The organism is Pseudomonas sp. 3MA1, from assembly GCF_029237275.1.
Classification (GTDB): Bacteria; Pseudomonadota; Gammaproteobacteria; order Pseudomonadales; family Pseudomonadaceae; genus Aquipseudomonas; species Aquipseudomonas fluorescens_AP.
In genome coordinates this window covers 116156-138199 of record NZ_JAACFX010000005.1, presented here as the reverse complement: position 1 = coordinate 138199, position 22044 = coordinate 116156, and the positions used below count along the sequence as shown (strand labels likewise).

At 56.9% G+C, this 22044-nt stretch carries 20 protein-coding genes; 16 read left to right on the top strand and 4 right to left on the bottom strand.

The features are described 5' to 3' along the window. Nucleotides 1-23: 23 nt before the first annotated feature. The 14 genes from GWQ44_RS16155 (at nt 24) to GWQ44_RS16090 (ending at nt 17830) form a co-directional block, all read left to right on the top strand. Nucleotides 24-1070: a phage capsid protein gene (locus GWQ44_RS16155; RefSeq protein ID WP_161756998.1), complete on the top strand. Its 1047-nt coding sequence runs from the start codon at nt 24-26 to the stop codon at nt 1068-1070. Nucleotides 1071-1147: 77 nt separating this feature from the next. Further along, complete coding sequence (locus GWQ44_RS16150; protein ID WP_275927776.1) at nt 1148-1741, top strand: hypothetical protein; 594 nt, start codon at nt 1148-1150, stop codon at nt 1739-1741. A 13-nt stretch (nt 1742-1754) separates the two neighbouring features. Further along, nucleotides 1755-4124, top strand: a complete 2370-nt coding sequence (locus GWQ44_RS16145) for a hypothetical protein (protein WP_275927775.1) — start codon at nt 1755-1757, stop codon at nt 4122-4124. Nucleotides 4125-4170: 46 nt separating this feature from the next. After that, nucleotides 4171-4611, top strand: a complete 441-nt coding sequence (locus GWQ44_RS16140) for a phage protein Gp13 family protein (protein WP_275927774.1) — start codon at nt 4171-4173, stop codon at nt 4609-4611. A gap of 11 nt (nt 4612-4622) precedes the next feature. Continuing rightward, nucleotides 4623-5189 carry a hypothetical protein gene (locus GWQ44_RS16135; RefSeq protein WP_161756994.1) on the top strand — a complete coding sequence of 189 codons (567 nt, stop codon included), beginning with the start codon at nt 4623-4625 and terminating at the stop codon, nt 5187-5189. A 3-nt stretch (nt 5190-5192) separates the two neighbouring features. After that, a complete protein-coding gene (locus tag GWQ44_RS16130) occupies nt 5193-7403 on the top strand; it encodes a hypothetical protein (RefSeq protein ID WP_275927773.1) in 2211 nt (736 codons plus the stop codon). A 17-nt stretch (nt 7404-7420) separates the two neighbouring features. Further along, complete coding sequence (locus GWQ44_RS16125; protein ID WP_275927772.1) at nt 7421-11461, top strand: transglycosylase SLT domain-containing protein; 4041 nt, start codon at nt 7421-7423, stop codon at nt 11459-11461. Nucleotides 11462-11536: 75 nt separating this feature from the next. Further along, entirely contained in the window at nt 11537-13294 is a 1758-nt protein-coding gene (locus tag GWQ44_RS16120) for a phage tail fiber protein (RefSeq protein ID WP_275927771.1), read from the top strand. Between the two features lie 11 nt (nt 13295-13305). Further along, complete coding sequence (locus GWQ44_RS16115; RefSeq protein WP_275927770.1) at nt 13306-13506, top strand: type II holin; 201 nt, start codon at nt 13306-13308, stop codon at nt 13504-13506. Next, the gene (locus GWQ44_RS16110) at nt 13506-13757 is read left to right on the top strand and encodes a hypothetical protein (RefSeq protein ID WP_275927769.1); all 252 of its coding nucleotides are present in this window, start codon (nt 13506-13508) and stop codon (nt 13755-13757) included. The genes GWQ44_RS16115 and GWQ44_RS16110 overlap by 1 nt, the downstream gene beginning before the upstream one ends. Nucleotides 13758-13773: 16 nt before the next feature. Then, complete coding sequence (locus GWQ44_RS16105) at nt 13774-14226, top strand: hypothetical protein (protein ID WP_275927768.1); 453 nt, start codon at nt 13774-13776, stop codon at nt 14224-14226. A 12-nt stretch (nt 14227-14238) separates the two neighbouring features. Continuing rightward, complete coding sequence (terL, locus tag GWQ44_RS16100) at nt 14239-15999, top strand: phage terminase large subunit (RefSeq protein ID WP_275927767.1); 1761 nt, start codon at nt 14239-14241, stop codon at nt 15997-15999. Between the two features lie 432 nt (nt 16000-16431). Next, nucleotides 16432-16953 (top strand): hypothetical protein, encoded by a 522-nt coding sequence (locus GWQ44_RS16095; protein ID WP_275927766.1) that lies wholly within the window; start codon nt 16432-16434, stop codon nt 16951-16953. A 304-nt stretch (nt 16954-17257) separates the two neighbouring features. Beyond that, nucleotides 17258-17830 carry an elongation factor P gene (locus tag GWQ44_RS16090; RefSeq protein WP_007931398.1) on the top strand — a complete coding sequence of 191 codons (573 nt, stop codon included), beginning with the start codon at nt 17258-17260 and terminating at the stop codon, nt 17828-17830. 71 nt (nt 17831-17901) lie between these two features. On the opposite strand, the gene GWQ44_RS16085 is transcribed toward GWQ44_RS16090, so the two are convergent. The 3 genes from GWQ44_RS16085 to GWQ44_RS16075 all read right to left on the bottom strand — a co-directional run bounded on the left by GWQ44_RS16085 (nt 17902) and on the right by GWQ44_RS16075 (nt 20026). Beyond that, nucleotides 17902-18321 carry an organic hydroperoxide resistance protein gene (locus GWQ44_RS16085; protein ID WP_011062537.1) on the bottom strand — a complete coding sequence of 140 codons (420 nt, stop codon included), beginning with the start codon at nt 18319-18321 and terminating at the stop codon, nt 17902-17904. Nucleotides 18322-18536: 215 nt separating this feature from the next. Continuing rightward, on the bottom strand, nt 18537-18998 hold the full coding sequence (locus GWQ44_RS16080) for a MarR family transcriptional regulator (protein WP_275927868.1): 462 nt from the start codon (nt 18996-18998) through the stop codon (nt 18537-18539). A 77-nt stretch (nt 18999-19075) separates the two neighbouring features. Then, nucleotides 19076-20026 carry a LysR family transcriptional regulator gene (locus tag GWQ44_RS16075; protein WP_275927765.1) on the bottom strand — a complete coding sequence of 317 codons (951 nt, stop codon included), beginning with the start codon at nt 20024-20026 and terminating at the stop codon, nt 19076-19078. A gap of 105 nt (nt 20027-20131) precedes the next feature. On the opposite strand from GWQ44_RS16075, the gene GWQ44_RS16070 reads away from it, so the two are divergent. After that, complete coding sequence (locus GWQ44_RS16070) at nt 20132-20881, top strand: sulfite exporter TauE/SafE family protein (protein WP_016968518.1); 750 nt, start codon at nt 20132-20134, stop codon at nt 20879-20881. On the opposite strand, the gene GWQ44_RS16065 is transcribed toward GWQ44_RS16070, so the two are convergent. Further along, nucleotides 20871-21725, bottom strand: a complete 855-nt coding sequence (locus GWQ44_RS16065) for a LysR substrate-binding domain-containing protein (protein ID WP_016968519.1) — start codon at nt 21723-21725, stop codon at nt 20871-20873. The two genes, GWQ44_RS16070 and GWQ44_RS16065, sit on opposite strands and share 11 nt — an antisense overlap. A gap of 97 nt (nt 21726-21822) precedes the next feature. Here GWQ44_RS16065 and GWQ44_RS16060 point away from each other — a divergent pair, with 97 nt between their 5' ends. Then, complete coding sequence (locus GWQ44_RS16060; protein WP_345894546.1) at nt 21823-22044, top strand: DUF1127 domain-containing protein; 222 nt, start codon at nt 21823-21825, stop codon at nt 22042-22044.

Here is a 22044-nt window from a genome sequence, read left to right as displayed (position 1 = left end):
CGAACTAATAGAAGGAGAAATTAATGGCTAATGCAAAAGGTGGTCAACAAATCGGCGCTAACCAAGGTAAGGGCCAATCGCCAGCGGATAAGTTGGCGCTGTTCCTGAAAGTGTTTGGCGGTGAAGTTCTGACCGCATTTATGCGCCGCGCTGTGACCATGGATAAGCACATGGTGCGAACCATTCAAAACGGCAAGTCGGCTTCGTTCCCGGTAATGGGCCGCACTGGCGGTTACTACTTGGCCCCTGGTGAGAGCCTGGACGACAAACGCGGAGATATCAAACACTCCGAAAAGGTTATCCAGATTGACGGCCTGCTGGCTTCCGATGTCCTGATCTACGACATCGAGGACGCTATGAACCATTACGACGTCCGAGCGGAATACTCGGCGCAACTTGGTGAGGCCCTGGCAATTGCCGCTGACGGTGCGGTACTGGCCGAGATGGCAACTCTGTGCAACATGCCAGACGCTGCTAACGAGAACATCTCCGGTCTGGGCTCGGCCTCTGTGTTGTATGTCGGTAAGGCCGCTGACCTGTCGGACCCTGCAAAGCTCGGCCTCGCTATCCTGGCTCAACTGACCATTGCACGGGCGAAGCTGACCAAGAACTACGTCCCAGCGGCTGACCGCAAGTTCTACACCACCCCGGAAAACTACTCGGCCATCCTCGCCGCTCTGTTGCCAAACGCTGCGAACTTCGCCGCGCTGACTGATCCTGAGACCGGCAACATCCGCAACGTGATGGGCTTCGAGGTTATCGAGGTGCCACACCTGACCGCTGGTGGTGCTGGCGATGACGCTGCGGGCACCAACCGCAAGCATGCCTTCCCAGAGACCGCAACCGGTGACGTGAAAGTGGCCCTGGATAACGTTGTGGGTCTGTTCAACCACCGTTCGGCTGTTGGCACCGTGAAGCTGCGTGACATGGCACTTGAGCGCGCTCGTCGCTCCGAATACCAGGCAGACCAGATCATCGGTCGTTATGCCATGGGTCACGGTGGCCTGCGTCCAGAAGCTGCCGGTGCGCTGGTCTTCGGCACTGCACCAGTGGTTAAGAAAACCGCGTAACACCCAAGAACACACAACCCTCAGGGTCCTTAACGGGGCGCTGAGGGTTTTTTTTATCTCGAATTTAGGAGGACTCAATGGCGCGCTCTATCGAAGCAACGCTTGAATCTGACGAGGAGTTAGGGGCAGTCAATGACATGCTTGCAGCAATCGGGGAGAGCCCTGTTAGCTCCCTCGAAGGTGACCCAAACGCGGACGTGGCGAACTGCCGTCGCATCCTGGCAAAGATCAACCGAGAGGTCCAGGCAAAGGGCTGGACGTTCAACATTGAGGAGGGCGCAATGCTTCTCCCTGATCAGTTCTCGGGCCTTATCACGTACCTATCCGACTACCTGAAGATAACCACGTCTGGGGGCTCTCTGTACGTGAACCGGGGAGGGTTCCTTTATGACCGGCAAGCTCGAACAGACGTATTCAGAGCCCCGGTAACCGTCGATCTCATTCGCCTACGCGACTACAACGAGATGCCCGAGTGCTTCCGCTCCTACATCGTTGCGAAGGCTGCCCGCAAGTTCAACATGAGCTTCTTCGGGGCCGGGGAAATCGAAGGGTCACTTGCAGAAGAGGAGGCCACGCACTGGGCCAGCGTTCAGGAGTACGAACTGGACTACGGCAATTTCAGCATGCTTGACGGTGACGCCTTCGTGGGCGGTCAGATCGGTCGAGGCTAATAGGGAGGGCTCTATGGGTCTCGTTTCGCAAAGCATTAAGAACCTCAAAGGAGGTATTTCACAACAGCCCGACATTCTGCGCTTCAGTAATCAGGGCGAGTACCAAGAGAACGGATGGTCTTCGGAGACTGAGGGGCTCCAGAAGCGTCCCCCGACCACCTTTATAAAGCGCCTTGGGAACATCGGCCTTTACGGAGCGAAGCCTTTGATCCACTTGGTGAACCGAGATAAGGCCGAGCAGTACTACATGGTTTTCACAGGGACCGAAGTCAAGGTCGTGGACCTCCAGGGCCGGACGTATCAGGTTCGCAACTACAACGGCTATGCCAACTGCAACAACCCCCGCGACGACCTCAGGTTGATAACGGTCGCTGACTATACGTTTGTTGCGAACCGCACCCGTAAGGTCGAGATGAATTCAACCGTCACCCAAGCGGGCTACCCGGCGCTGTCCTCGCGGGCAATCGTTAACGTCCGGGGTGGTCAGTACGGACGGACCCTGACGGTTACTGTTAACACTGAGGTGGTCGCTACGGTTCAGATGCCTACGGGGTCCAATGTGGCGGACGTAACCCAGACGGACGCTCAGGTAATCGCTAACAACATCGCCTCACAGATCAACGCCAAGCCGAACTGGAAGGCAGAGGCGGGGCCCGGTTGGGTCCTGATCGAACCAAAGGTTCCCACAGTAGCTATTGAAAAGATCGTGACGGCGGACGGGTACGCTAATCAGCTTCTCTCCGCGTTCATCTATCAGGTCCAGACCTTCAACAAGCTGCCTCTACAGTGCAAGGATGGTTACCTTGTGGAGATCACCGGGGAGGCCACTCGCTCGGGTGACAACTACTGGGTCCGCTACGATGCCAAGGGGCAGGTTTGGAAGGAGACAGTTAAGCCTGGGATCATTGAGGGCTTCAAAGCGGAGACCATGCCTCACGGCCTTGTGCGGGCCGCTGATGGGCAATTCGACTGGCAGCCGCTCCCATGGGTCGGGAGAACCTCAGGGGACGATACGACTAACCCCATGAGTTCCTTTGTAGACAGCACAATCAATGACGTTTTCTTTTTCCGTAACCGGCTTGGGTTCTTGTCCGGTGAAAACGTGATCATGTCGAGGACTTCAAAATACTTCCACTTCTTCCCGGCCTCGGTGAGCGTCCTTAGTGATGACGACCCGATTGACGTAGCGGTATCCCACAACCGCATCTCTATTCTGAAGTACGCCGTCCCCTTCTCTGAACAGCTCCTGCTGTGGTCGGATCAAGCTCAGTTCGTACTGACTTCGCAAGGGATCATGTCGTCCAAGACGATCCAGTTGGACCTCACAACGGAATTCGATGTTAGCGATGGGGCCCGTCCCTGGGGCATCGGGCGCGGTGTCTACTTTGCGTCTCCCCGAGCGTCCTTCACGTCCATTAAGCGGTACTACGCGGTTCAAGATGTCAGCTCAGTGAAGTCCGCTGAGGACGTGTCGGCGCATATCCCAAGCTACGTACCGAACACGGTCTTCAATATCCACGGATCAGGTACGGAGAACTTTATTTCCGTCCTGTCTGACTCGGATGAACGCAAGGTCTTTCTGTACAAGTTCCTGTATCTGCGCGAAGAGCTGGTTCAACAGGCTTGGTCCTTCTGGACCTTCGGGGAGGACGTTCGGGTCCTGGCTTCTGCGTCTATCGGGTCCTACATGTACCTAATCCTTGAGAGGGCCTTAGGGGTGACCCTGGAGCGCGTCGAGTTCACGAGTAACACCGTGGACTTCGTACAGGAGCCTTACCGGGGCTACATGGACATGAAGAAGGTCGCAAAGGTCGTTGAGTACAACGAGGACCTTAACGAGTCCTATCTGAACCTTCAGGACCTCTATGGGGGCTTTCCGCACCTGACAACCGCGTTCTATACCCTGGACCAGAAAGGAGTATTGGAGCGCCACGAACCTAAGGGGGCCTGGAGTGTTGACCCTCGGCTAATCCTTGTTGGAGACCGCAGGGGCCAGACCTTCATCGTCGGCCAGGAGTACGCCTTTCAGTACGAGTTCAGTAAGTTCCTCATCAAGCAAACTGCTGACGATGGCACAAGCGCAACAGAGGACATTGGGCGGTTACAGCTCCGGCGTGCCTGGGTCAACTACGAGTCTTCTGGTTTCTTCCAGGTCAACGTCAATAACGGGTCTTCTGAGTACATTTACCAGATGGCGGGGGGACGGTTGGGCACAGAAATCGCGCTCGGCTCGCTTGTACTCGGCACAGGTCAATTCAAGTTTCCGGTGACAGGAAACGCCAGGATGCAGCGGGTCATTCTCTACAGTGCAGCCCCGGTGCCTCTAAACATCATTGGCGCAGGCTGGGAGGGTAACTATACCCGCCGTTCCGCAGGCGTGTAGGGACTTAAAAGCCCTCACTATTACTGACAATAGGGAGGCCCAACGCATGTACAAAGTAAAGGCAACAGAAAGTGACCTATGGGCGGCGGCTAATGACCTCTCCCGTGGTGACCTCATGGAATTCCACTCGCTCCAATCAGGCCGAAACCCCCTCGACGTGATCCCTAAATACCTCGACGAAACGACTCACGCGATTAAGTGCGGGTCTCTCGTCCTGGCGGTTGGTGGTCACGCTGACGGAGTTATCTGGTTTGTGACTACGAACGTTGTAGAGATGCTCTCGAAAGGGGAGCGATTCCGGTTCTATCGGATTCTCAAGGACCACCTACGAGGCATCAAAGAGGCCGCTCCAGAGGTAGAACTCGGCAATATCGTGTCGGCTGATAACCACGCCCATATCCGCCTCTTAAATGCGCTCGGTGCGACTTTTGCGCGGGGCGTCGTTATGAGTCCCGCAGGGTTTCAATTCCGCCAATTCTGGATATAGGGAGGTAATCAATGTGTGAACCCGTTTCTATCGGTTTGGCGGTCGTTGCAGTTGCAGGGGCCGCTATGGGGGCATCTGAGCAAGCAAAGGCCAAAGGCGCGGCAACCGATGCTCAGCGAAAGAACCAGCAAGAAATCATCAAGGCAGCAAACGCCGCAGACGCGGATTCAAAGCTTGAGACCGTGGATAAGGCCGACGAGGCCCGCCGTCAGTTGACCGAAGTGAACCTTCAAGCGCTGCGCAACAAGGGGACCATTAACGCCGCAATTGGCGAGGCGGGTTTCTCTGGGAACTCAGCAGATCGACTACGCCGCTCGGTGGATAACGAAGCTTCAGCCGAGAAAATGAACATCCTCGACAACTACGAGCGCGACTATGCGGCCCTCTTTCAGAACCGTATCGGCGCCGCTGAGAACGCTCGTTCCGCTGTCCGTGGTGGAGGTGGTCAGGGGATGAAGATCAACAACGTAGCCAACGCGCTAAACATTGCTTCGGCTGGTTTTGGTGGGTACGCCGCAGGGGAAAGCTACTCGGCTTCTAAGGCAGCTAAGGGGGCAGGTACTGCAAAAGGAGGTTAATCGATGGCACAGAATGAAATCGCCCAGGCATTAGCCCAGGCACAGCAAACGACAGCAAGGCGCAAGGGGTTTCAACCAGGGCGTGGTGGTCTTGGCTTGAAGCCAGGTGTGATTCAAAGCGACTTCCAAGGTTCCGGTTTTGGCAACGCCATGGCCGAGTTTGTGAAAAGCTCCGGGGATGCCTATGGCGCCTATGAGAAAAGCGCTCAGCTTAAGGCAGACGAGCGTTCTAACGAGATCATCCGAAAGCTGACCCCCGAGCAACGGCGGGCGGCAATTGCGGACGGGACGCTTCTTTACAAGGACGACCCCTACGCTATGGACCAGCTGAGGCTGAAGTCTGGCCGTAATGCGGCTTACGAGGTCGATAACGAGATACAGCAAGAAATCCAGAAGGGAAGCTTCCGCACTCGCCAGCAGCTCGAAGAGTACCGCGCCACTCGCATGGAGATGCGCTCTAAGAGCTATGCCGAAGATGCTGGAATTGACCCTAACGACACGCTGTATCAGAAGGGTTTTAACTCGGACATTGTTCAGCGCAACGCGGCCCTTTACGACCTACACGGTCAATGGCTCTCAAAGAATTTTGAGGCCCAGGCAATCGTTGAGACCCAGGCGGACATGGCTCCGATTCTGGACGACCCTAAGGCACTCGGTAATCCGCAGTCGGCTGACTACTTCACCGGGTACATAAACACCGGCCTTGAGTCAGGTCTGTTCCCCAGCGATGGGCATGCCGTTAGGGCGCTCCAACAGATCACTTCTACAGCGGTCAATAAAGAGGGCGGTACGACCCTGTTAGACGCTATCGGTGACAAGACGATAAACGTCTACGGTGCGCAGCATCGGGTTAAGGACCTTCTCGGCCCAGAGGTCTACGAGAACCTTAGGGTTCGGGCTATGGAGGCGTCCTACACGCGGGACTCCAAGCGGAACGAGAGTTTCCAGCTCGGCCTGCAGAACGCTATCAATCAGGTCGATCCGGCTGCTGGCTGGCAGATGCTGAACAAGCTTGAGCAGGCTAACGACTGGGTTCAAGCAGGGCCCGAGATGACGCCGCAAAGGCAGGCGCTGATAACCGCAAAGGCTCAGCTCTCCAATAAGGTCGCCTTGGCATCCCAGCAGGGTCTACAGAAGCTTCAGCAAGCCGCACAGGCGGATAACAGGCAGCTTGTAATTGACGATGCCTACACCCGTCGAATCAACAAGGAAAACGTCGCCGTAGATCCTCGCTTTCTCCCAGTTAACGAAGTTACGGGTGAGTTCAAGTCGAGCGATATGGCGGCCTATGCAGCCAAGAAGCTGAACCAGATCGACGCCCTTCAGATTCCCGACCAGATGAAAGACCAGATGAAAGCGGCCTTACTTCGGGCGGACTACGACAAGGGGCCCTTTCAGGCTGCCTTTGGGGCGCTCATTACGGACGCCTCTCGTGAATGGCAAGGGGCCTTGTTGCAGCCCGAGACGCCCCAGGAGATGCCACGCCTGAGAGAGCTTCAGCGAGCTTATCAGGAGGACCCCGCGACCATCTCTCAGTTGTTCCCAGAGCAAGCGGGGCTATTGGAGAAGTTGCGCTACGCCGCAGAGTCTGGCCTTGAGCCGTCCGTACTGATCGACGCGGAGAAGTCCAAGAAAGGCTTGAGCCCCGATGAAACCAAATACCGAAACGAGCAATGGGCAGCCATTAAGAACGACAGCGGAGCCAAGGAATTGAAGTTCCTCCCAGGTTCGTTTGAGACCCAGGCCCGTGCAGTGTTTGACGCCGTTGTTCAGCGTTCCGGTGATTCTAATGAAGCCTCCCGAGCTGTGAGCGAGTACCTCAAGAAAACCACAGTGTCCTTCGTCGAGGACAACGGTTTCACCAGCTCGGACAGCTTCCACGGGATGGTATCCAAGCGGGACCTAATGACCGACCCAAACGACGTGGCGAGCTGGGAGACCGGCAAAGCCATCATTGACGAAACCTTGCAGACACTGCGCAAGGACTCCGACTGGTCAGCAGGCGGTTTAACCGTAGAAAGCAACGGCGGAAACCTGACTATCTCGAACCTTACGGGCCGTCGCTTGAGGATCTCGAAGGAAGCCTTGCAGAACATCGCACGAGACCGCGCAGCGGTTGCCCAGCACGAGAAACTCGAAGCGGGGATTAAGTCCGCCGAGAAGACTCAAGAACTCCACGAGCGCTGGATTCTGGGAGGTGGCCGCAAACAGTAAGTAACTAAAGGAGACCTATGAACACTAAAGAAGAATATGCCCAGGTACTGGCAAACGGCACCCCTTATGATGGTCTGATCCGCCAAGAGGCAGACCGCCAAGGCGTCCCCTATGAGTACGCCCATAAGCTGATCTTCAACGAGTCCCGGTTTCAGCCCCGAGCCAAGAGTAAAACTGGCCCGCTTGGCCTCGGTCAGTTCACAGAGGCGACTGGTAAGGCTTACGGCCTTATGACCCCTGAGGACCGTATGGACCCTAATAAGGCAGTCCCTGCGGTGCTTCGGGCTATTAAGGACCTGTCCAGCGCTTACGGCGGGGACCTTCTCAAAGCTGGCCTTGCGTACAACCAAGGGAACGGTCGGTTAGGTCGCCCACAGCTCGAAGCCCTGGACCGTGGGGACTTCTCCAAGATCTCCCCCGAGGGTCAGAACTACATGCGCAACTTGCTGGACGTGTCCGGCGATAGCCCTTCGCGCAAATACTTCGATGCCTTGGAGGTGACCGACCCAGGTATTCACCCAAAGGCTAAGGCTGTGTCCTTTGAGGAGGCCACCAGAGGAACCACAGCCACCAATCCGATACACGTAGGGGAGGGCTTGCCGGACCTCGGCGCAATGGGCCTCAAGGGTGGCGAAGCTCCCCAGACTCAACAGGACTTCATTACCCTCTCTAACCGTATCGGCAAGCCCGAGCGCGGTATCTTTGATGGCACCTGGGAGGCCACCAAGGCATCCGTCGCAACCTCTCCCGTGCCCTCCATTGCTCGCTATGTGACTCAGGAAGACGTTGACCCGCTTGAGTGGGTTAAACCACAGGATACGTCCGCATGGGGTCGGGAGGACTTCGAGAACATCGCCAAGGAAGGCGTTGACCCTCAGTATTTCAGCTTCATCGTTGATTACTCCAAGGGCAAGCGCGAGAACCTCCCCCAGGCTATCGCTATGGCTCTCGAAAACATGGCATACGACCGCCGTATCTCCCAGACAGGGGCCGGTGCGCAAATCGTTGGTGGGTTGATCTCCGCAGGCGTGGACCCTATGACCTATGCGCCCATTCCTGGGACTGGTGGGGCTCGCTTGGTCTCCCGTGCAGCACAAGGAGCAATGTACGGCGCCGCTGGTGCTGTGGCCTCTGAGGGGCTCCGTGAGATGGCTACAGGAATCGACGGGCACTATTCAACGGCAATCGTTGGGGGCGCTCTGTTCGGCGCTGGGGCATCTGCATTGTTCGACCGGGCAGCAGCAAGGGCGGTGCCTCAACGGGTCGATATGGACGACGCACAGCTGGCAAAGATTCTTGAGCTTCACGGAGAGTCGGCCTTGCCTAATGAGTTGATCCCACTTCACCCGGATATGATGCCGGACGGGAACGACTACTTCCCCACAGCTACCCGCCTGGAGGCCCGCGAGACGGCCAGACAGACAGGCCAAGAAGACCCGAGCCGTTTCCCTTGGCAACCTGGGGAGGAGCCTCAAGAAGCCTTTGGGGTCCCCTACGTTGATCATCCGAACGAGCCGGGAGCTGTACGCCTTCAAGACGGTTCGATCCTTTCAGCCAACAACCCGTTAAACCCCAGGACTCTTCAAGAGGCCGCTCAGTACATGCCCAGCGAGCGAGCCGCTAAGGGGGTCTCTATGGGTGGGTTTACTGAGATCGGCTACACGCTGTTGCGCTCTGAGAATGAAGCTGTTCGGGATATCGGTGGTCAGTTGTTCCGATCTCCCACAGGGACCCAATCAGGTTCTAACGGGAGGTTCGGGGCCACCGCTTCGGACATCATTGAGCGCATCCAGGGCGGAGACCATCTGACCTACAACAAGATGTCGGAACAGCTCTTAGAGACCATCAAAGACCCTCAGTACGCTATGGGGTCAGGTGGTCGGCAGGCAGCTATGGACTTGGTACAACGCCGGGTAGCTGAAGCCATTGAAGACCAGACGGGCCGCAAATGGGCGCAGTTGAGCCGCAAGGAGCAAGCTTACGGGGAAACAGTACGCGGTCACTACGATAGGAAGGCGGACATGTTGGAATTCCCGAGCCAGTTCGGCAACCACCGAGCGACCGCGATTCTCCCAGAGACCCGACACGCGGGCTCATATATCCCTAACGTCTACTCGACCGCCTCTAAGGCCCTGCATATTCAGCGCTTCGGTGATGAAGAGGGGCTTCAGACTGCAATCAAGGATAGCTGGCTGGCTTCCTACCAAAGCCGCCCTCATGTGAAGACCCGAGTGGACCGGTTCCTTACGGAGCAAGCCGCCAGGGAAGGGCGCACCTTGGACGCCGCACAGTTGGAAGCAGCCGTTCACAAGTACGCAACTGACAAAGCCTACGGCATCGCGAAGACTGACGACTTAATGAGTCCGAACCTCTACGATAACGCGGACGGCCTGACAGGTGCGGAGAACAACAACTTCCTTGAAGGGCGCCACCTGTTCGATTCTGACCTGTCTATTACGATGGCTGACGGTGCAGACTTTGCGGTCAATGACCTGCGGGAGTTTGATCTTTCCAGACTGACCCCAAGCTATGACCGGCGAGTTAACGGTGACATCGGAATCATGGGGGCAACAGGGCAGACCACCGAGGCACTCAAGGAGCAAATCCGAGCGATCAACACCAAGAGCCCCTTGGAGCGCAAAGCTCTGGAAGACTCCCTAAACATTCTCACAGGTCGGGCCCGGAGAGATCCCGAGGGGGCCTTGGCGACAGCTTCACGGGCTCTCACGGACATGAGCTTCTTCGCAAAGAATGCCTACATGGGCGTGCAGTCGATCACAGAGGTTGCTGGTATGGTTACTAAGGGGCATACCCGAATGCTTCTCAATGGCGTGCCGCTCCTCCGTGACATCGTGAATTATGGGTCGGCCATTAAGCCTAAGGATCTCGCTGAGCTGCATTCGCTGGTGTTTGGCCGTGAACTGGACAACTCCATACGACCACGGCGGACTGACATCGTGGACCGCTTGAGGGATCAGGCACAGGTATCACCATTGACGGCCCAGGTGGTCGGGTCCTTGAAGTACGCCACAGGTGAGCTGTCGGCGTGGTCCCCCTTCACCAAGTTCCTAACGGAGTCCTCGAACTACATCATGGATGCGGGCCGTTCGGGCGTCTTATCGGACCTTGTGAATCATGTACTGACCGGGAAGCCTTCGCGGCTCTTTGAGGTTGAGCGGCTGCGCTCTATGTCGATCACCCCGGAGCAATTCGAGGGAATCAAGGCGGTTGTCTCCCAGCACATCACGAAGAAGCGGGGAGGGGGCTACAAGATCATCGACAAGGAAGCCTTTCAGCGGGACCCTCGGGTTATGGACTTGTGGCGCATGGGGGACAAGATTGCTGATGAAGCCATTCTTCGACCACATAAGTTCTCGTCGGTTGATACGGAGTCCTACGGTGCAGGCGTCAAGCTCGCTATGCAGTTCAAGAACTTCACCATGCGTTCGGTTAACTCCAGGCTGGTCCGAGGGTTCCATGATGCGACGAAGAACGGGCGGTACATTGATCAGACGATGCAGGCCGTTTTGTCCTCAGGACTGGCTCTGTCCATGTACGCGGCGATGAAGTACACCCAGGCGGCGGGGATGCCCAAGGACCAGCGTGAGAAGTTCCTTAAGGCATCTCTTGATGAAAAGATGCTTGCCTATGCCGCGTTGTCCCGTAGCTCTCACATTGGCGCCCCGTTGGGCCTGCTGAACATCGTAGCGGCTCCTCTCGGGTTCGATCAGGGGGCTATGGTGCGCTCGTCGATCTTGCCTCGTGGGTCTAAGGAGAAGCCTCAAGATGGGGCCATGAAGTACGCCGCTACCAAGTCAGACGACTTTACGGGGTTCCTTGGCCGTGTTGCTGAACAGGTGCCCGCAATGGGCGTCTTAGCGAGCGGCTATCAGGTTGGATACAACGCTTTCGGGGCTGCTGGTACAGATTCCCGTAGGGCTGACCAAGAGTACATGACCGGGGTCTTTAACGGGCTTCGGGGTCTTGTGCCTAATGATCCGATCTCTCAGAAGCTCCTGTTGATGATCATGGAATCTCAGGGCGTAGAGATTCGCTAAAAGACAAAAACACTCACTATTAGGACCCGGCTTGCATAGCGGGTCTTTCTTTTGCCTATTGAAAAGGAGGACTTAATGGCCGCTCCGAAAACAGTCCTGACGTACCCGCTTGATGGTACGAACCGGGACTTCCCAATCCCCTTCGAGTATCTCGCTCGGAAGTTCGTTGTAGTAACCCTCGTGGGAGCTACTCGAAAAGTCCTGGCAGTTACTACGGATTACCGCTTTACCACACGATCCAACCTCACGACTTCTAAAGCCTGGGGGCCGGGTGACGGCTTCGAGACCATCGAGCTGCGCCGGGTGACTTCGGCTACTGACCGTCTGGTGGACTTCTCGGATGGTTCTATCTTGCGGGCCTACGACTTGAACACCTCACAGGTACAGTCCCTGCATATTGCCGAGGAGGCTCGGGACCTAACCGCCGACACCATCGCGGTTAACAATGACGGTGACCTCGATGCACGGGGGCGGCGTATCGTCAATCTTGCGGATGCCACTCAGTCAGACCACGCGGTTACCCTGCGGCAGGAACAGTCCTGGGCAGCTTCGACACTGGGAAACGCAAACCTTGCTGTGGAGCGAGCTGCGAACGCTAAGCTAAGCGCTGAGTATGCGTATGACCGCGCTAACGCCGCCGCTAAGTCTGAAACGAACGCAAAGGCGTCTGAGGACTCCGCTAAGGCGTCCGCTAAGGTCGCAACTGACGAGATAGCTAAGATCAACAATCAGGTTGACGTAGCGAAAGGCCACGCTGATGCAGCTCGTACCTCTGCGGAAAACTCTGAGGTTTCTTTCAGGGCATCACAACGGGCTGCTGCCGACTCCAACCAAGCAAAGGACTATTCAATTGATGCTATGAAGCGTTCCGAAGCTGCTGCACGACTGGCAGACACGGCAGGCCTCCAGTTGGGCATGTCCACCTGGGGTAACCGATGGAAGCCATTCGCGGGTTTTGGTCTGGATGACGGGCAAGAGTTGGAACGTGCACTGTTCCCAGACTTCGCGGCAGCATTGGATAGTGGGGCGTTCCCTACAGCCACGGAAGCACAGTGGCAGGCGGACCCTATGGTGCGCGGCTGTTTCGTGGCTAATTCAAGCCCCGGCAAGTTCCGCATGCGAGACTTAAACGGTGTAGCGCCTGGTTCCATAGGTCCGACTTTCCAGCGTGGTCATAACAAGCAAGATGGGCAGGCCGTGATTCACAGGGACCAGTTAGGGCCTATGCAGTACGTAAACAGTACGTTTGACGGAGTTGCTACAGGTAACGTGTCGAATGAGTCCCTGTCTGTGCTCGGCACTCCTGTGCTGTACCGCTTCAACGGAAACGCGCAGCGCGCGCCAGTTTGGGCCGCATCTGATGGGAAAAAATGGATCACTAACACCGGCCCTGAGACTGTACCTAAACATGTGACAGGGGCGTGGATGACCCGCCTTTTCGGTGTGATTGCGCCATTAGGTGCCGCAGAGGCAAGCTCATTGGCAACCTCTTATGCTGCCATCGCTGCCAGAGTCAGCGCCCTTGAGGCACGCACCCAACTCGGATCCGGCCAGAACTGGAGTGTTCAAACTCAATGGCGTGTTCCTGGGGGGACTTACCTCAATGACACCGGAAGCCCTATCCAAGTGAGCATTATGTGGGGACAGGGCTACAGCGATGCGTGCTCACTGTGGGTGGCCGCTCCGGGGTTCTCGGGTGTTGAGGTCGCTTGGGGTCAGCAGATGAATGTCGGTGGGGGAGGGACACTTTCTGCCATTGTTCCCGCTAACTATACCTACGGCATGACTTCTACCGGGAGGAATACAATACGGGCATGGCTTGAACTTAGGTAAGGAGGCCTTTGATGATCGAATTGAATTTTAATGAGGGAGTGGTGCGCGCTACTCCCGTAGTTGCAGCGGCTGGTGCTGACGTAGCAAGTCGCTTTGCCGGACTAACAATGTCCGACTGGTTCTATATGGCCGCAATTATCTACACGCTTACTCAGTGTATAGTTCTTGTGATGAAGACCGTAAAGGAGGTCAAGAAGAAGGAGAAAGAGTAATGAGTGAAAATGCACTTGAGCTGTTGCTTGAAGCAATCGACACCGAGAAAGCCCGCTACATGCTCGCGGATCTTCGCAATGAAGAGAAGCGTACCCCACAGCTTTACAACGCCATTGAGAAGCTCTTAGAGCGCCACAAGTTCACCATCCAAAGACTGAAGCCTGATGCGTCCCTTTTGGGCGACTTGGCGGAATCGCTGGATGCTGTCCGTGACCTCTCAGACGATGAACTCTACGGCACTACGCACTAACCCTTAGGAGTCCTTAATGAGCCCATTTACCAAGACACTCTTGGGGCTTGTGTGTGCCTGTCTGGTGGTCTTTGGGATTTATTCCAAGGGCTACCAAGACGCCTACTTAAAGGCATCCCACGAGAAGGCCCAGGAGCTTTTAGCCCTGAACACTAAACAGGAGGAAGAGCGTGCAGCAACCCAAAAGGCTCTCAACGAAGTCTCGAAGAACTGGCAGGCATACAGCGCTGAAAGTAAGGCGATGTCTCAACGCACTATTGATAAGTTGCGTGATGATGGTATCAGCCTGTCAGTCCAACTTGCCGACGCCACCGTCTGCAACGTCACGGGTAGTTGTAGACCCGTCCCTAATGGCCGAGCCGAATTACACCAAGACACTTCTCGATTTTTTGTCGAGCAAGCCCAACGCGCCGACGAGCAAGTAAAGGCGCTTCAACAAATTGTAAGGAGATTACAAGGGGAGAAATAGCAAGGAGGGAAATTGAATCAATCTGAAAAAGACATAGCATTAATGAAAAGGTCCTTTGTGGCCTTTCTTTTTGTCCTCTGGGCAGCCCTCAACTTACCCAAGCCGACTAAGTGTCAGATAGACATGGCTCGGGTCCTTTCCAGCGGTAAGAACAAGCGTTTCATTCTTCAAGCCTTCCGGGGTATTGGCAAAAGTTTCATCACTTGCGCATTTGTTGTGTGGAAGCTGTGGAACAACCCTGACCTTAAGTTCTTGATCGTGTCCGCATCCAAAGAGCGCGCCGACGCGAACAGCATCTTCATTAAGCGAATAATCGACCTCTTACCCTTCCTTCATCACTTGAAGCCAACCGCGAAGCAGCGGGACAGCTCACTAAGTTTTGACGTAGGACCAGCTAAGCCTGACCACTCGCCATCGGTGAAGTCGGTCGGTATTACGGGCCAGCTTACGGGCTCCCGTGCTGACATCCTTATTGCGGATGACGTGGAGGTTCCAGGGAATAGCGCAACCCAGGCAGCCCGTGAGGCCCTGGCGACTCTCGTTCAGGAGTTCGATGCGATCCTAAAGCCGCTTCCTGGGTCGCAGATTATCTACCTCGGGACTCCTCAAACCGAGATGACGCTTTATCGGTCCCTCGAAGACAAAGGCTATGTGACAACCATCTGGCCAGCGCGGTATCCCCGAGACCTTAAGGACCTGGAGAGCTACGCACACGGAGACGGTAGCCGCTTGGCCCCTATGCTCCTGGCAGAGCTGAATGCAGACGGCACACTGTTCTGGGCCCCTACGGACCCTGTTCGATTCGATGATACGGACCTTCGAGAGCGTGAGCTTTCGTATGGCAAGGGTGGTTTTGCCCTTCAGTTCATGCTCAACCCGAACCTGAGCGATGCCGAAAAGTACCCGCTTAAGCTGCGTGACTTCATCGTGGGGCTGTTCTCTATGGAGACGGCGCCTACTACGTTCCAATGGCTCCCGAACGCTAACAATGAGGTCAAAGGGGTTCCCAACGTTGGCCTTAAGGGCGACAGGTTCCACCGCTACGAATCTGCGGGAGCCTCTACGGCTGCCTACAGCGCCAAGATTCTTGTCATTGACCCGAGTGGTCGCGGTAAGGACGAAACGGGTTACTGCGTGCTGTACATGCTCAACGGCTATATCTACCTGATGGACTGGGGAGGTTTCCGTGGGGGCTACGAAGACAAGACCCTTCAGGCACTCGCTGACATCGGCAAGCGGTACAAGGTCAACGAAGTGGTCATTGAAGGCAACTTTGGTGACGGCATGTACGTCAAGCTCTTCAGTCCTGTGATGACCCGCACGCACCGTTGCGCTGTGACTGAGGTCAAGTCGAAGGGACAGAAGGAATTGAGGATTTGTGACGTATTAGAGCCAGTTTTGGGCAGTCACAAGCTTTGTGTGCATGAGTCGGTCATTGAGAAGGACTACCAGACCGCTCTGAATCCTGATGGCACCACAGACGTTAAATACTGTGGCTTCTATCAACTGACACGCATCACGAAGGAGCGGGGCTCGTTGCTGCATGACGACCGCCTTGATGCTCTGGCGATTGGCGTTCAGTTCTTCACTGAGGCAATGGAAAAGGATTCTGAGGTTGGCGCTCAGGAGATGGTTGAAGAGTTCCTTGAGGCGCACATGGAGAACCCATTACACGGCTTTGAGTCGGCCATGCAGTTGACTATAGGCGGTGACATAACGATGTCCTGGGAAGACGTGGAGGGCTCCGGCTCCTTCATAGACTGGGGCAGGTAAACCTTGAAGGGTCCTAAAGGGCCCTTTATTTCGTCTGTTGGTTACTTTCTGATCACCCTGGAGCCCTTGCAGGCCGGGGCCTCTAAAAGCCCTCACTATTAGGATAGGGGGCGTAAAGATACTCCTATAAACACTCACTAAAAGACCACTGAGAGAAGGTGATTAATGCTGATAAGCATCACCTCCCAAAGAGGCACATATATAGGAGCATCTTGGAATGAAGGTAGAAAGACTTAAGGCCGTTTGGCCAACCCTTCGGCTCCTGCTGACCCACCGTGTCACCTGTCGATTTCTTGGTTTATTGGCTGTTTCTCTCGGAGCTGTTCAGGCTGGTCCACTTGTCGGAACCTTTGGGGATGTCGTCTGTGTTCTACTTGGTGGCTGTGACGGGTGACTTATGTGGGATTCTTGCAGGAATCTTAAGGAGGCGTAGTGAAGCTAAGTAATGAAGAGCAATATTTCTTCCACTGCATGTACTTTAACGACTTCGAGGCCGCGCTTGACTCCCTAAGGCTGATAAAACGCTACCGGAGAGTAGATACTAAAGCGGCCTTGTTGCGTGATCTGACGGTAGCCTACATCCGCCCCTTCTCGAAGAACAAAGGGCGAGGTGGGTCAAAGAGCGAGTTGGACATGAAGGTGGTGCCTGCCCATCTGCGCGGCCTCCACAAGGAGCTTTATGAGCTACGCAACCAGCAATTTGCACATACAGACCTTAATTACTACAACCCCAAGTCAATCACATACGGAGACACGAGTGGGGGATTGGTCTATGCCGGTTTCAGCTATGAAGGGCTGTTGGAAAAGCTTCCAGAAATCAAAGAGCTTGTGGAAGCAGTAAAGAGAGTGGTTGATGCGCGGATACAAGAGTACGAATCAGCGGGCTTTGACCTAAAGCACACCGCAGCTATTAAGGTTGATCCAGTCAAGGCAGCGCTGTTGGGGCTTCTTTGAGAAAATGGCACAAAAATCTGAATGACCACCTCAACACTCGTGGCCGCCCAGGTCCCCCCGTGCCCCTCGCGCGCCTGAGCCTTATCGCGCACCCGCCTGAGCCTTATCGCACGCATGCGCGCCTCTGTAAGTCATGCTCCAGGGCTGCAACAAGCGCGGCCCAAGGCTGTTACAAGGGACTTTACCGGGCCCAATGATGCCGATAGGATGGCCTCCCAGCTCTTTCATTGCCCAGTTTTACCTAAATTGGATATGATACGCGGCCAAGATTTTTGTAAATCCCATCCAAATTCGGATATTCGCAATGAAAACTGGTAAAGAACTCAAACCCGGTACCGTGATCCGTATCGACAACGATCCTTGGCTGGTTCAGAAAGCTGAATTCACCAAGTCCGGTCGTAACAGCGCGATCATGAAGACCAAGCTGAAGAACCTGCTGACCGGTTACAAGACCGAAACCGTTTACGGTGCGGACGACAAACTGGACGACGTGATCCTGGATCGCAAAGAAGCGACCCTGTCGTTCATCAGCGGTGACACCTACACGTTCATGGACACCACCGACTACACCATGTACGAGCTGAACGCCGAAGACATCGAAGCGGTTCTGCCGTTCATCGAAGAAGGCATGACCGACGTTTGCGAAGCCGTGTTCTTCGAAGACCGTCTGGTTTCCGTTGACCTGCCGACCACCATCGTGCGTCAGGTTGACTACACCGAAGGTTCCGCTCGCGGCGACACTTCGGGCAAGGTGATGAAGCCTGCCAAACTGAAAAACGGTACCGAGCTGAGCGTTGCGGACTTCATCGAGATCGGCGACATGATCGAGATCGATACCCGCGAAGGCGGTTCCTACAAAGGCCGCGCCAAGGTTTAAACCTGGCCCGACCCTGTAGACCAGAAAGCCCGACCTTGAGTCGGGCTTTTTTATGCCTGGAGTTTGCCGTTTCAGACCGTCACGTGCAGGCGTACATCCACATTGCCACGGGTGGCGTTGGAGTAGGGGCAGACCTGATGCGCCGCGTCCACCAGGCTTTGCGCTTCATCCTGGGCCAGGCCGGGCAGGCTCACATGCAGATCGATATCCAGGCCGAAACCGCCAGGGATCTGACCGATGCCGACGTGAGCGGTGATCGAGGCGTCGTCCGGAATCTTGCGCTTGCTCTGGCTGGCCACGAACTTCAGGGCACCGATAAAGCAGGCCGAATAGCCGGCAGCGAACAGCTGTTCCGGGTTGGTTGCCTGCCCACCGGCGCCGCCGAGCTCCTTGGGGGTGGCCAGTTTGACATCGAGGATCTGGTCGTTGGAAACAGCACGGCCATCACGGCCACCGGTGGCGGTTGCAACGGCGGTGTAGAGAGTCTGCATGGTAGAAACCTCGTTTTAGGTGATTTTCGCGCTAATAGTTTGCACGCTAAGTAAGTGCGAAATAAATGTATCGCTCAAATATTTAGTGCGCAATATAAATTTTCGAGGAAAAACCTTCCTGAATCCTTAAATAAAGGTCAACTCGTTGATTTTAAAAAGGATATTTTTATCGATCAGCCAGTCTCCTTTGCAGGAGCTGGCTTGCCCGCGACGGGTCAAAGACTGTCTTGCAGATGCCCGCGCAGCACCTGCAAATCTTCCTGCAACTGACGCAACTGCTCCACGCTCCGGCCGCTGGCACCGAGGATGCACTGCGGAATGTCCTGGGCCTGTTCCCGAAGCTTATGGCCCTGTTCGGTCAGCTTGACGATCACCACCCGTTCATCTTCCCGGCTGCGGGTCCGAGTCAGCAGGCCCTCGGCCTCCAGGCGCTTGAGCAGCGGCGTCAGCGAGCCCGGATCGGTCAGCAGGCGCTGGCTGATCTCGCCGACGGTCAGTTCATCCCGTTCCCAGAGCACCAGCATGGCCAGGTACTGCGGGTAGGTCAGCCCGAGTCGCTGCAGCAACGGCTTGTAGACCTTGGTCAGCAGCAGCGATGTGGAGTGCAGGGCGAAACACACCTGGTTATCCAGCAGCAGCTGTTCGCAAGTGTCCGCGGTAGAGGGGTTGGTGGTCATGACGGTGGCCTTGATCATTAATGGTCCTGAATCTAGCGGGCGAGTCTTTAATGCGCCAGATAATTTTCCGCCCAGGCTCAGCCCATGGCGCTTTGCAGCGCCAGGTCCCAGGGCGGAATCGGGCTGAAGCGGCTCTTCAGGTATTCCAGGAGCAAACGGCTGCGGGCATTGGGGTGTTGTTCCATGCGCAAGGCGTAGATGCCGGCGGTTTCCGGCTTGGGCAGGCCGCCGTCGCAGAACAGCGGCACCAGCTCCCCCCGCAGCAGGTATTCGCTCACCAGCCAGGTCGGCAGATGGGCAATCCCCAGGCCGGCCAGGGCTCCGGAAAGCAGGGCTTCGGCATTGTTGGCGCTGAGGCGGATGCGTTGCGGGCGATGGCTCTGCACCTGGCCATCCCGCTCGAATCGCCAGGCAAACAGCGGCGCCAGCCCGTCCCAGTCCAGGCCGTCGTGCTGGCTGAGTTCGGCGGGATGGCGGGGGATGCCACGGCTTTTCAGGTAGGACGGGCTGGCGCAGGCGATGCGCACGATGCTCGCCAGGGAGGTGGCGACCATTCGCGTATCCACCCGCTGGCCTGCGCGCAGGACCAGATCGACCTTGCCCAGATGCGAGCCCTGCATGTCGACGAAGCTGTCGATCAGGTGCAACTGCACATCCAGCCCCGGGTAGAGCGCCAGGAAATCGGCAATGGCCGGCGCCAGGTGGCGGCGACCGAAGGCGGCCGGGGCATCGATACGGATCAGGCCTTCCGGGGCATGGCTCAAGGACACCGCTTCGGCGCGGGCCAATTGCAGTTCGGCGACGATACGCCGTGCCCGTTCAGCAAAGGCCAGCCCGGCCGCCGTGGCCACTACCGCATGGGTGGTGCGCATGAACAGCGTGGTGCCCACGGCGCTTTCCAGGTTGTCGATGCGCCGGGCCACGGCGGAAGGGGTCAGGGGATGACGGCGGGCCGCGGCGGAAAAGCTCCCGGCTTCCAGCACATCGAGAAACAGCCCCAGTTGTTCGGTGAGGATATTGGGATTCATGATCAGGTCGCTTATGCGAAAACGGCACAGCCATTGTGCGTTGCTGTGCGTTTCCGAGCCAGGGCCGACTGCGTAGCATGCAGCTCTCAGGTGAGGAGAGACGCTTTGATCGAGTTAGTGATGTATCTGCTGTTGGGCGCAGCCCTGGGCACTGTGGGCGGTTTGTTCGGCATCGGTGGCGGTTTGATCGCCATTCCGGTGCTGGGGGTCATGTTCGGCCTGGATCAGCAGATTGCCCAAGGCACCGCGCTGGTGATGGTGGTGCCCAACGTGATGCTGGCGTTGTGGCGTTATCACCAGCGCAACCGCATCGAATTGCGCCACGCCCTGCCGCTGGCGCTGATGGGCTTCTGTTTCGCCTGGCTCGGCTCGATCTGGGCGGTGGGCATCGACGCGCAGAAGATGCGTATCGGCTTTGTCGCCTTTCTCCTGGTGCTGTCGGCCTACAACCTGCTGCGCATGTTCATGAGCAGCGCGCCGGCCAGCACGCAGATGCGTTATGCCTGGCCGTGGCTGGGGGTTCTGGGCGCCGCTTCCGGGGCCATGGGCGGGTTGTTCGGCGTCGGCGGCGCGGTAGTGGCCACGCCAGTATTGACCAGTGTCTTCGGCACCACCCAGGTGGTGGCGCAAGGCCTGTCCCTGGCCCTGGCGCTGCCGAGCACCGGGGTGACCCTGGTGACCTACGGCGTGCATCAGCAGGTGGACTGGATGATCGGCCTGCCGTTGGCGGTCGGCGGTCTGTTGAGCATCAGTTGGGGGGTGAAGGTGGCCCACGCCTTGCCCGAGCGCCTGTTGCGCGGGCTGTTCTGCGGTTTCCTGGTGGTCTGTGCAGTGATGCTGGCCTTTAAAGTGTGAAGCCTTCGACGATGTGCTCTGCCAGGCACTCGGTGATCGGCGAAGGCTTGTTGAGGTTGCGCACCAGCATGATGCTGGCTTCCGGCAATTGCGGCAGCCCCTGTGCCTCGCCGAGGATGCGCATGTCCGGGGTGATCAGGCTTTCCAGTTGGGCGGTGACCGCCAGCCCGGCGCTGACCACCGCCATGATCGCCGACAGGCTGGAACTGTTGTAGGCAATGCGGTAGTCGAGGCCCGCGGCGTCAAGAGCGTTGCAGGCCCAGAGCCGGCAGAAGCAGTCACTGTTGAACATTGCCAGGGGCAAAGGGGTTTGCTCGTGGGGATTGAAGCCCTGGGCCACGGCCCAGACGAAGCGCTCTTTGCGCAGCAGTTGGCCGATCTCGCTGCCCGGCTCGCGGGTGACGATGGACAGGTCCAGGTCCTGGCGTTGCAGCAGCTGTTTGCTCGACTCGCAATGCACCTCGATCTGGATCAGCGGGTAGCTTTGGGCAAAGCGCGACAGAATCCCCGGCAGAAAGCGCATCACATAGTCATCCGGGGTGCCGATGCGCACCAGGCCCACCATATGCGGCTCGCGCAGGGTGTTGAACACCTCGCTGTGCAGTTTCAGGATGCGTCGGGCGTAGCCCAGCAGCACCTGGCCCTCGGCGGTGAGCTTGACCTGGCGCCCGTCGCGCTGGAACAGCTGGCGCTGCAGCACGTCTTCCTCCAGGCGCTTCATCTGCATGCTCACCGCAGATTGAGTGCGATTGACCCGCTCGCCGGCCCGGGTAAAACCGCCTTCATCGGCGATGGCGACGAAGGTGCGTAGAACGTCGGTGTCGATGCTGGGGAACTGGGACATTGCATCAAATCCTGAGATGGATGGCATAAGAAACATTCGTTGGATTGATCTTAAGCCCGAGCAGACACTGGCGTCATCCCCACTGGAGGGCAAGATGATGAAAGGTCAAAAGGGTTATGTGCTGGTCCACAAACTGTCATTTCAGGCGCTGTCATTGAGCGGTTTATGGCGCAGGGTCGTGCGCTGGCATGAGCTTGGACGCGAGCGCCGGATGCTCGCCGGGCTGAGCGATGCGGCGTTGAAGGACCTGGGCCTGACGCGGGCCGATGTCGAGCATGAGCGGGTCCGCCCGTTCTGGGACGACCCGATGCATAAATAA

Coding starts and splice junctions, on each gene's coding strand:
- GWQ44_RS16155 (WP_161756998.1), top strand. CDS start 24: ATGGCTAATGCAAAAGGTGGTCAACAAATCGGCGCTAACCAAGGTAAG.
- GWQ44_RS16150 (WP_275927776.1), top strand. CDS start 1,148: ATGGCGCGCTCTATCGAAGCAACGCTTGAATCTGACGAGGAGTTAGGG.
- GWQ44_RS16145 (WP_275927775.1), top strand. CDS start 1,755: ATGGGTCTCGTTTCGCAAAGCATTAAGAACCTCAAAGGAGGTATTTCA.
- GWQ44_RS16140 (WP_275927774.1), top strand. CDS start 4,171: ATGTACAAAGTAAAGGCAACAGAAAGTGACCTATGGGCGGCGGCTAAT.
- GWQ44_RS16135 (WP_161756994.1), top strand. CDS start 4,623: ATGTGTGAACCCGTTTCTATCGGTTTGGCGGTCGTTGCAGTTGCAGGG.
- GWQ44_RS16130 (WP_275927773.1), top strand. CDS start 5,193: ATGGCACAGAATGAAATCGCCCAGGCATTAGCCCAGGCACAGCAAACG.
- GWQ44_RS16125 (WP_275927772.1), top strand. CDS start 7,421: ATGAACACTAAAGAAGAATATGCCCAGGTACTGGCAAACGGCACCCCT.
- GWQ44_RS16120 (WP_275927771.1), top strand. CDS start 11,537: ATGGCCGCTCCGAAAACAGTCCTGACGTACCCGCTTGATGGTACGAAC.
- GWQ44_RS16115 (WP_275927770.1), top strand. CDS start 13,306: ATGATCGAATTGAATTTTAATGAGGGAGTGGTGCGCGCTACTCCCGTA.
- GWQ44_RS16110 (WP_275927769.1), top strand. CDS start 13,506: ATGAGTGAAAATGCACTTGAGCTGTTGCTTGAAGCAATCGACACCGAG.
- GWQ44_RS16105 (WP_275927768.1), top strand. CDS start 13,774: ATGAGCCCATTTACCAAGACACTCTTGGGGCTTGTGTGTGCCTGTCTG.
- GWQ44_RS16090 (WP_007931398.1), top strand. CDS start 17,258: ATGAAAACTGGTAAAGAACTCAAACCCGGTACCGTGATCCGTATCGAC.
- GWQ44_RS16085 (WP_011062537.1), bottom strand. CDS start 18,321: ATGCAGACTCTCTACACCGCCGTTGCAACCGCCACCGGTGGCCGTGAT.
- GWQ44_RS16080 (WP_275927868.1), bottom strand. CDS start 18,998: ATGACCACCAACCCCTCTACCGCGGACACTTGCGAACAGCTGCTGCTG.
- GWQ44_RS16075 (WP_275927765.1), bottom strand. CDS start 20,026: ATGAATCCCAATATCCTCACCGAACAACTGGGGCTGTTTCTCGATGTG.
- GWQ44_RS16065 (WP_016968519.1), bottom strand. CDS start 21,725: ATGTCCCAGTTCCCCAGCATCGACACCGACGTTCTACGCACCTTCGTC.
- GWQ44_RS16060 (WP_345894546.1), top strand. CDS start 21,823: ATGAAAGGTCAAAAGGGTTATGTGCTGGTCCACAAACTGTCATTTCAG.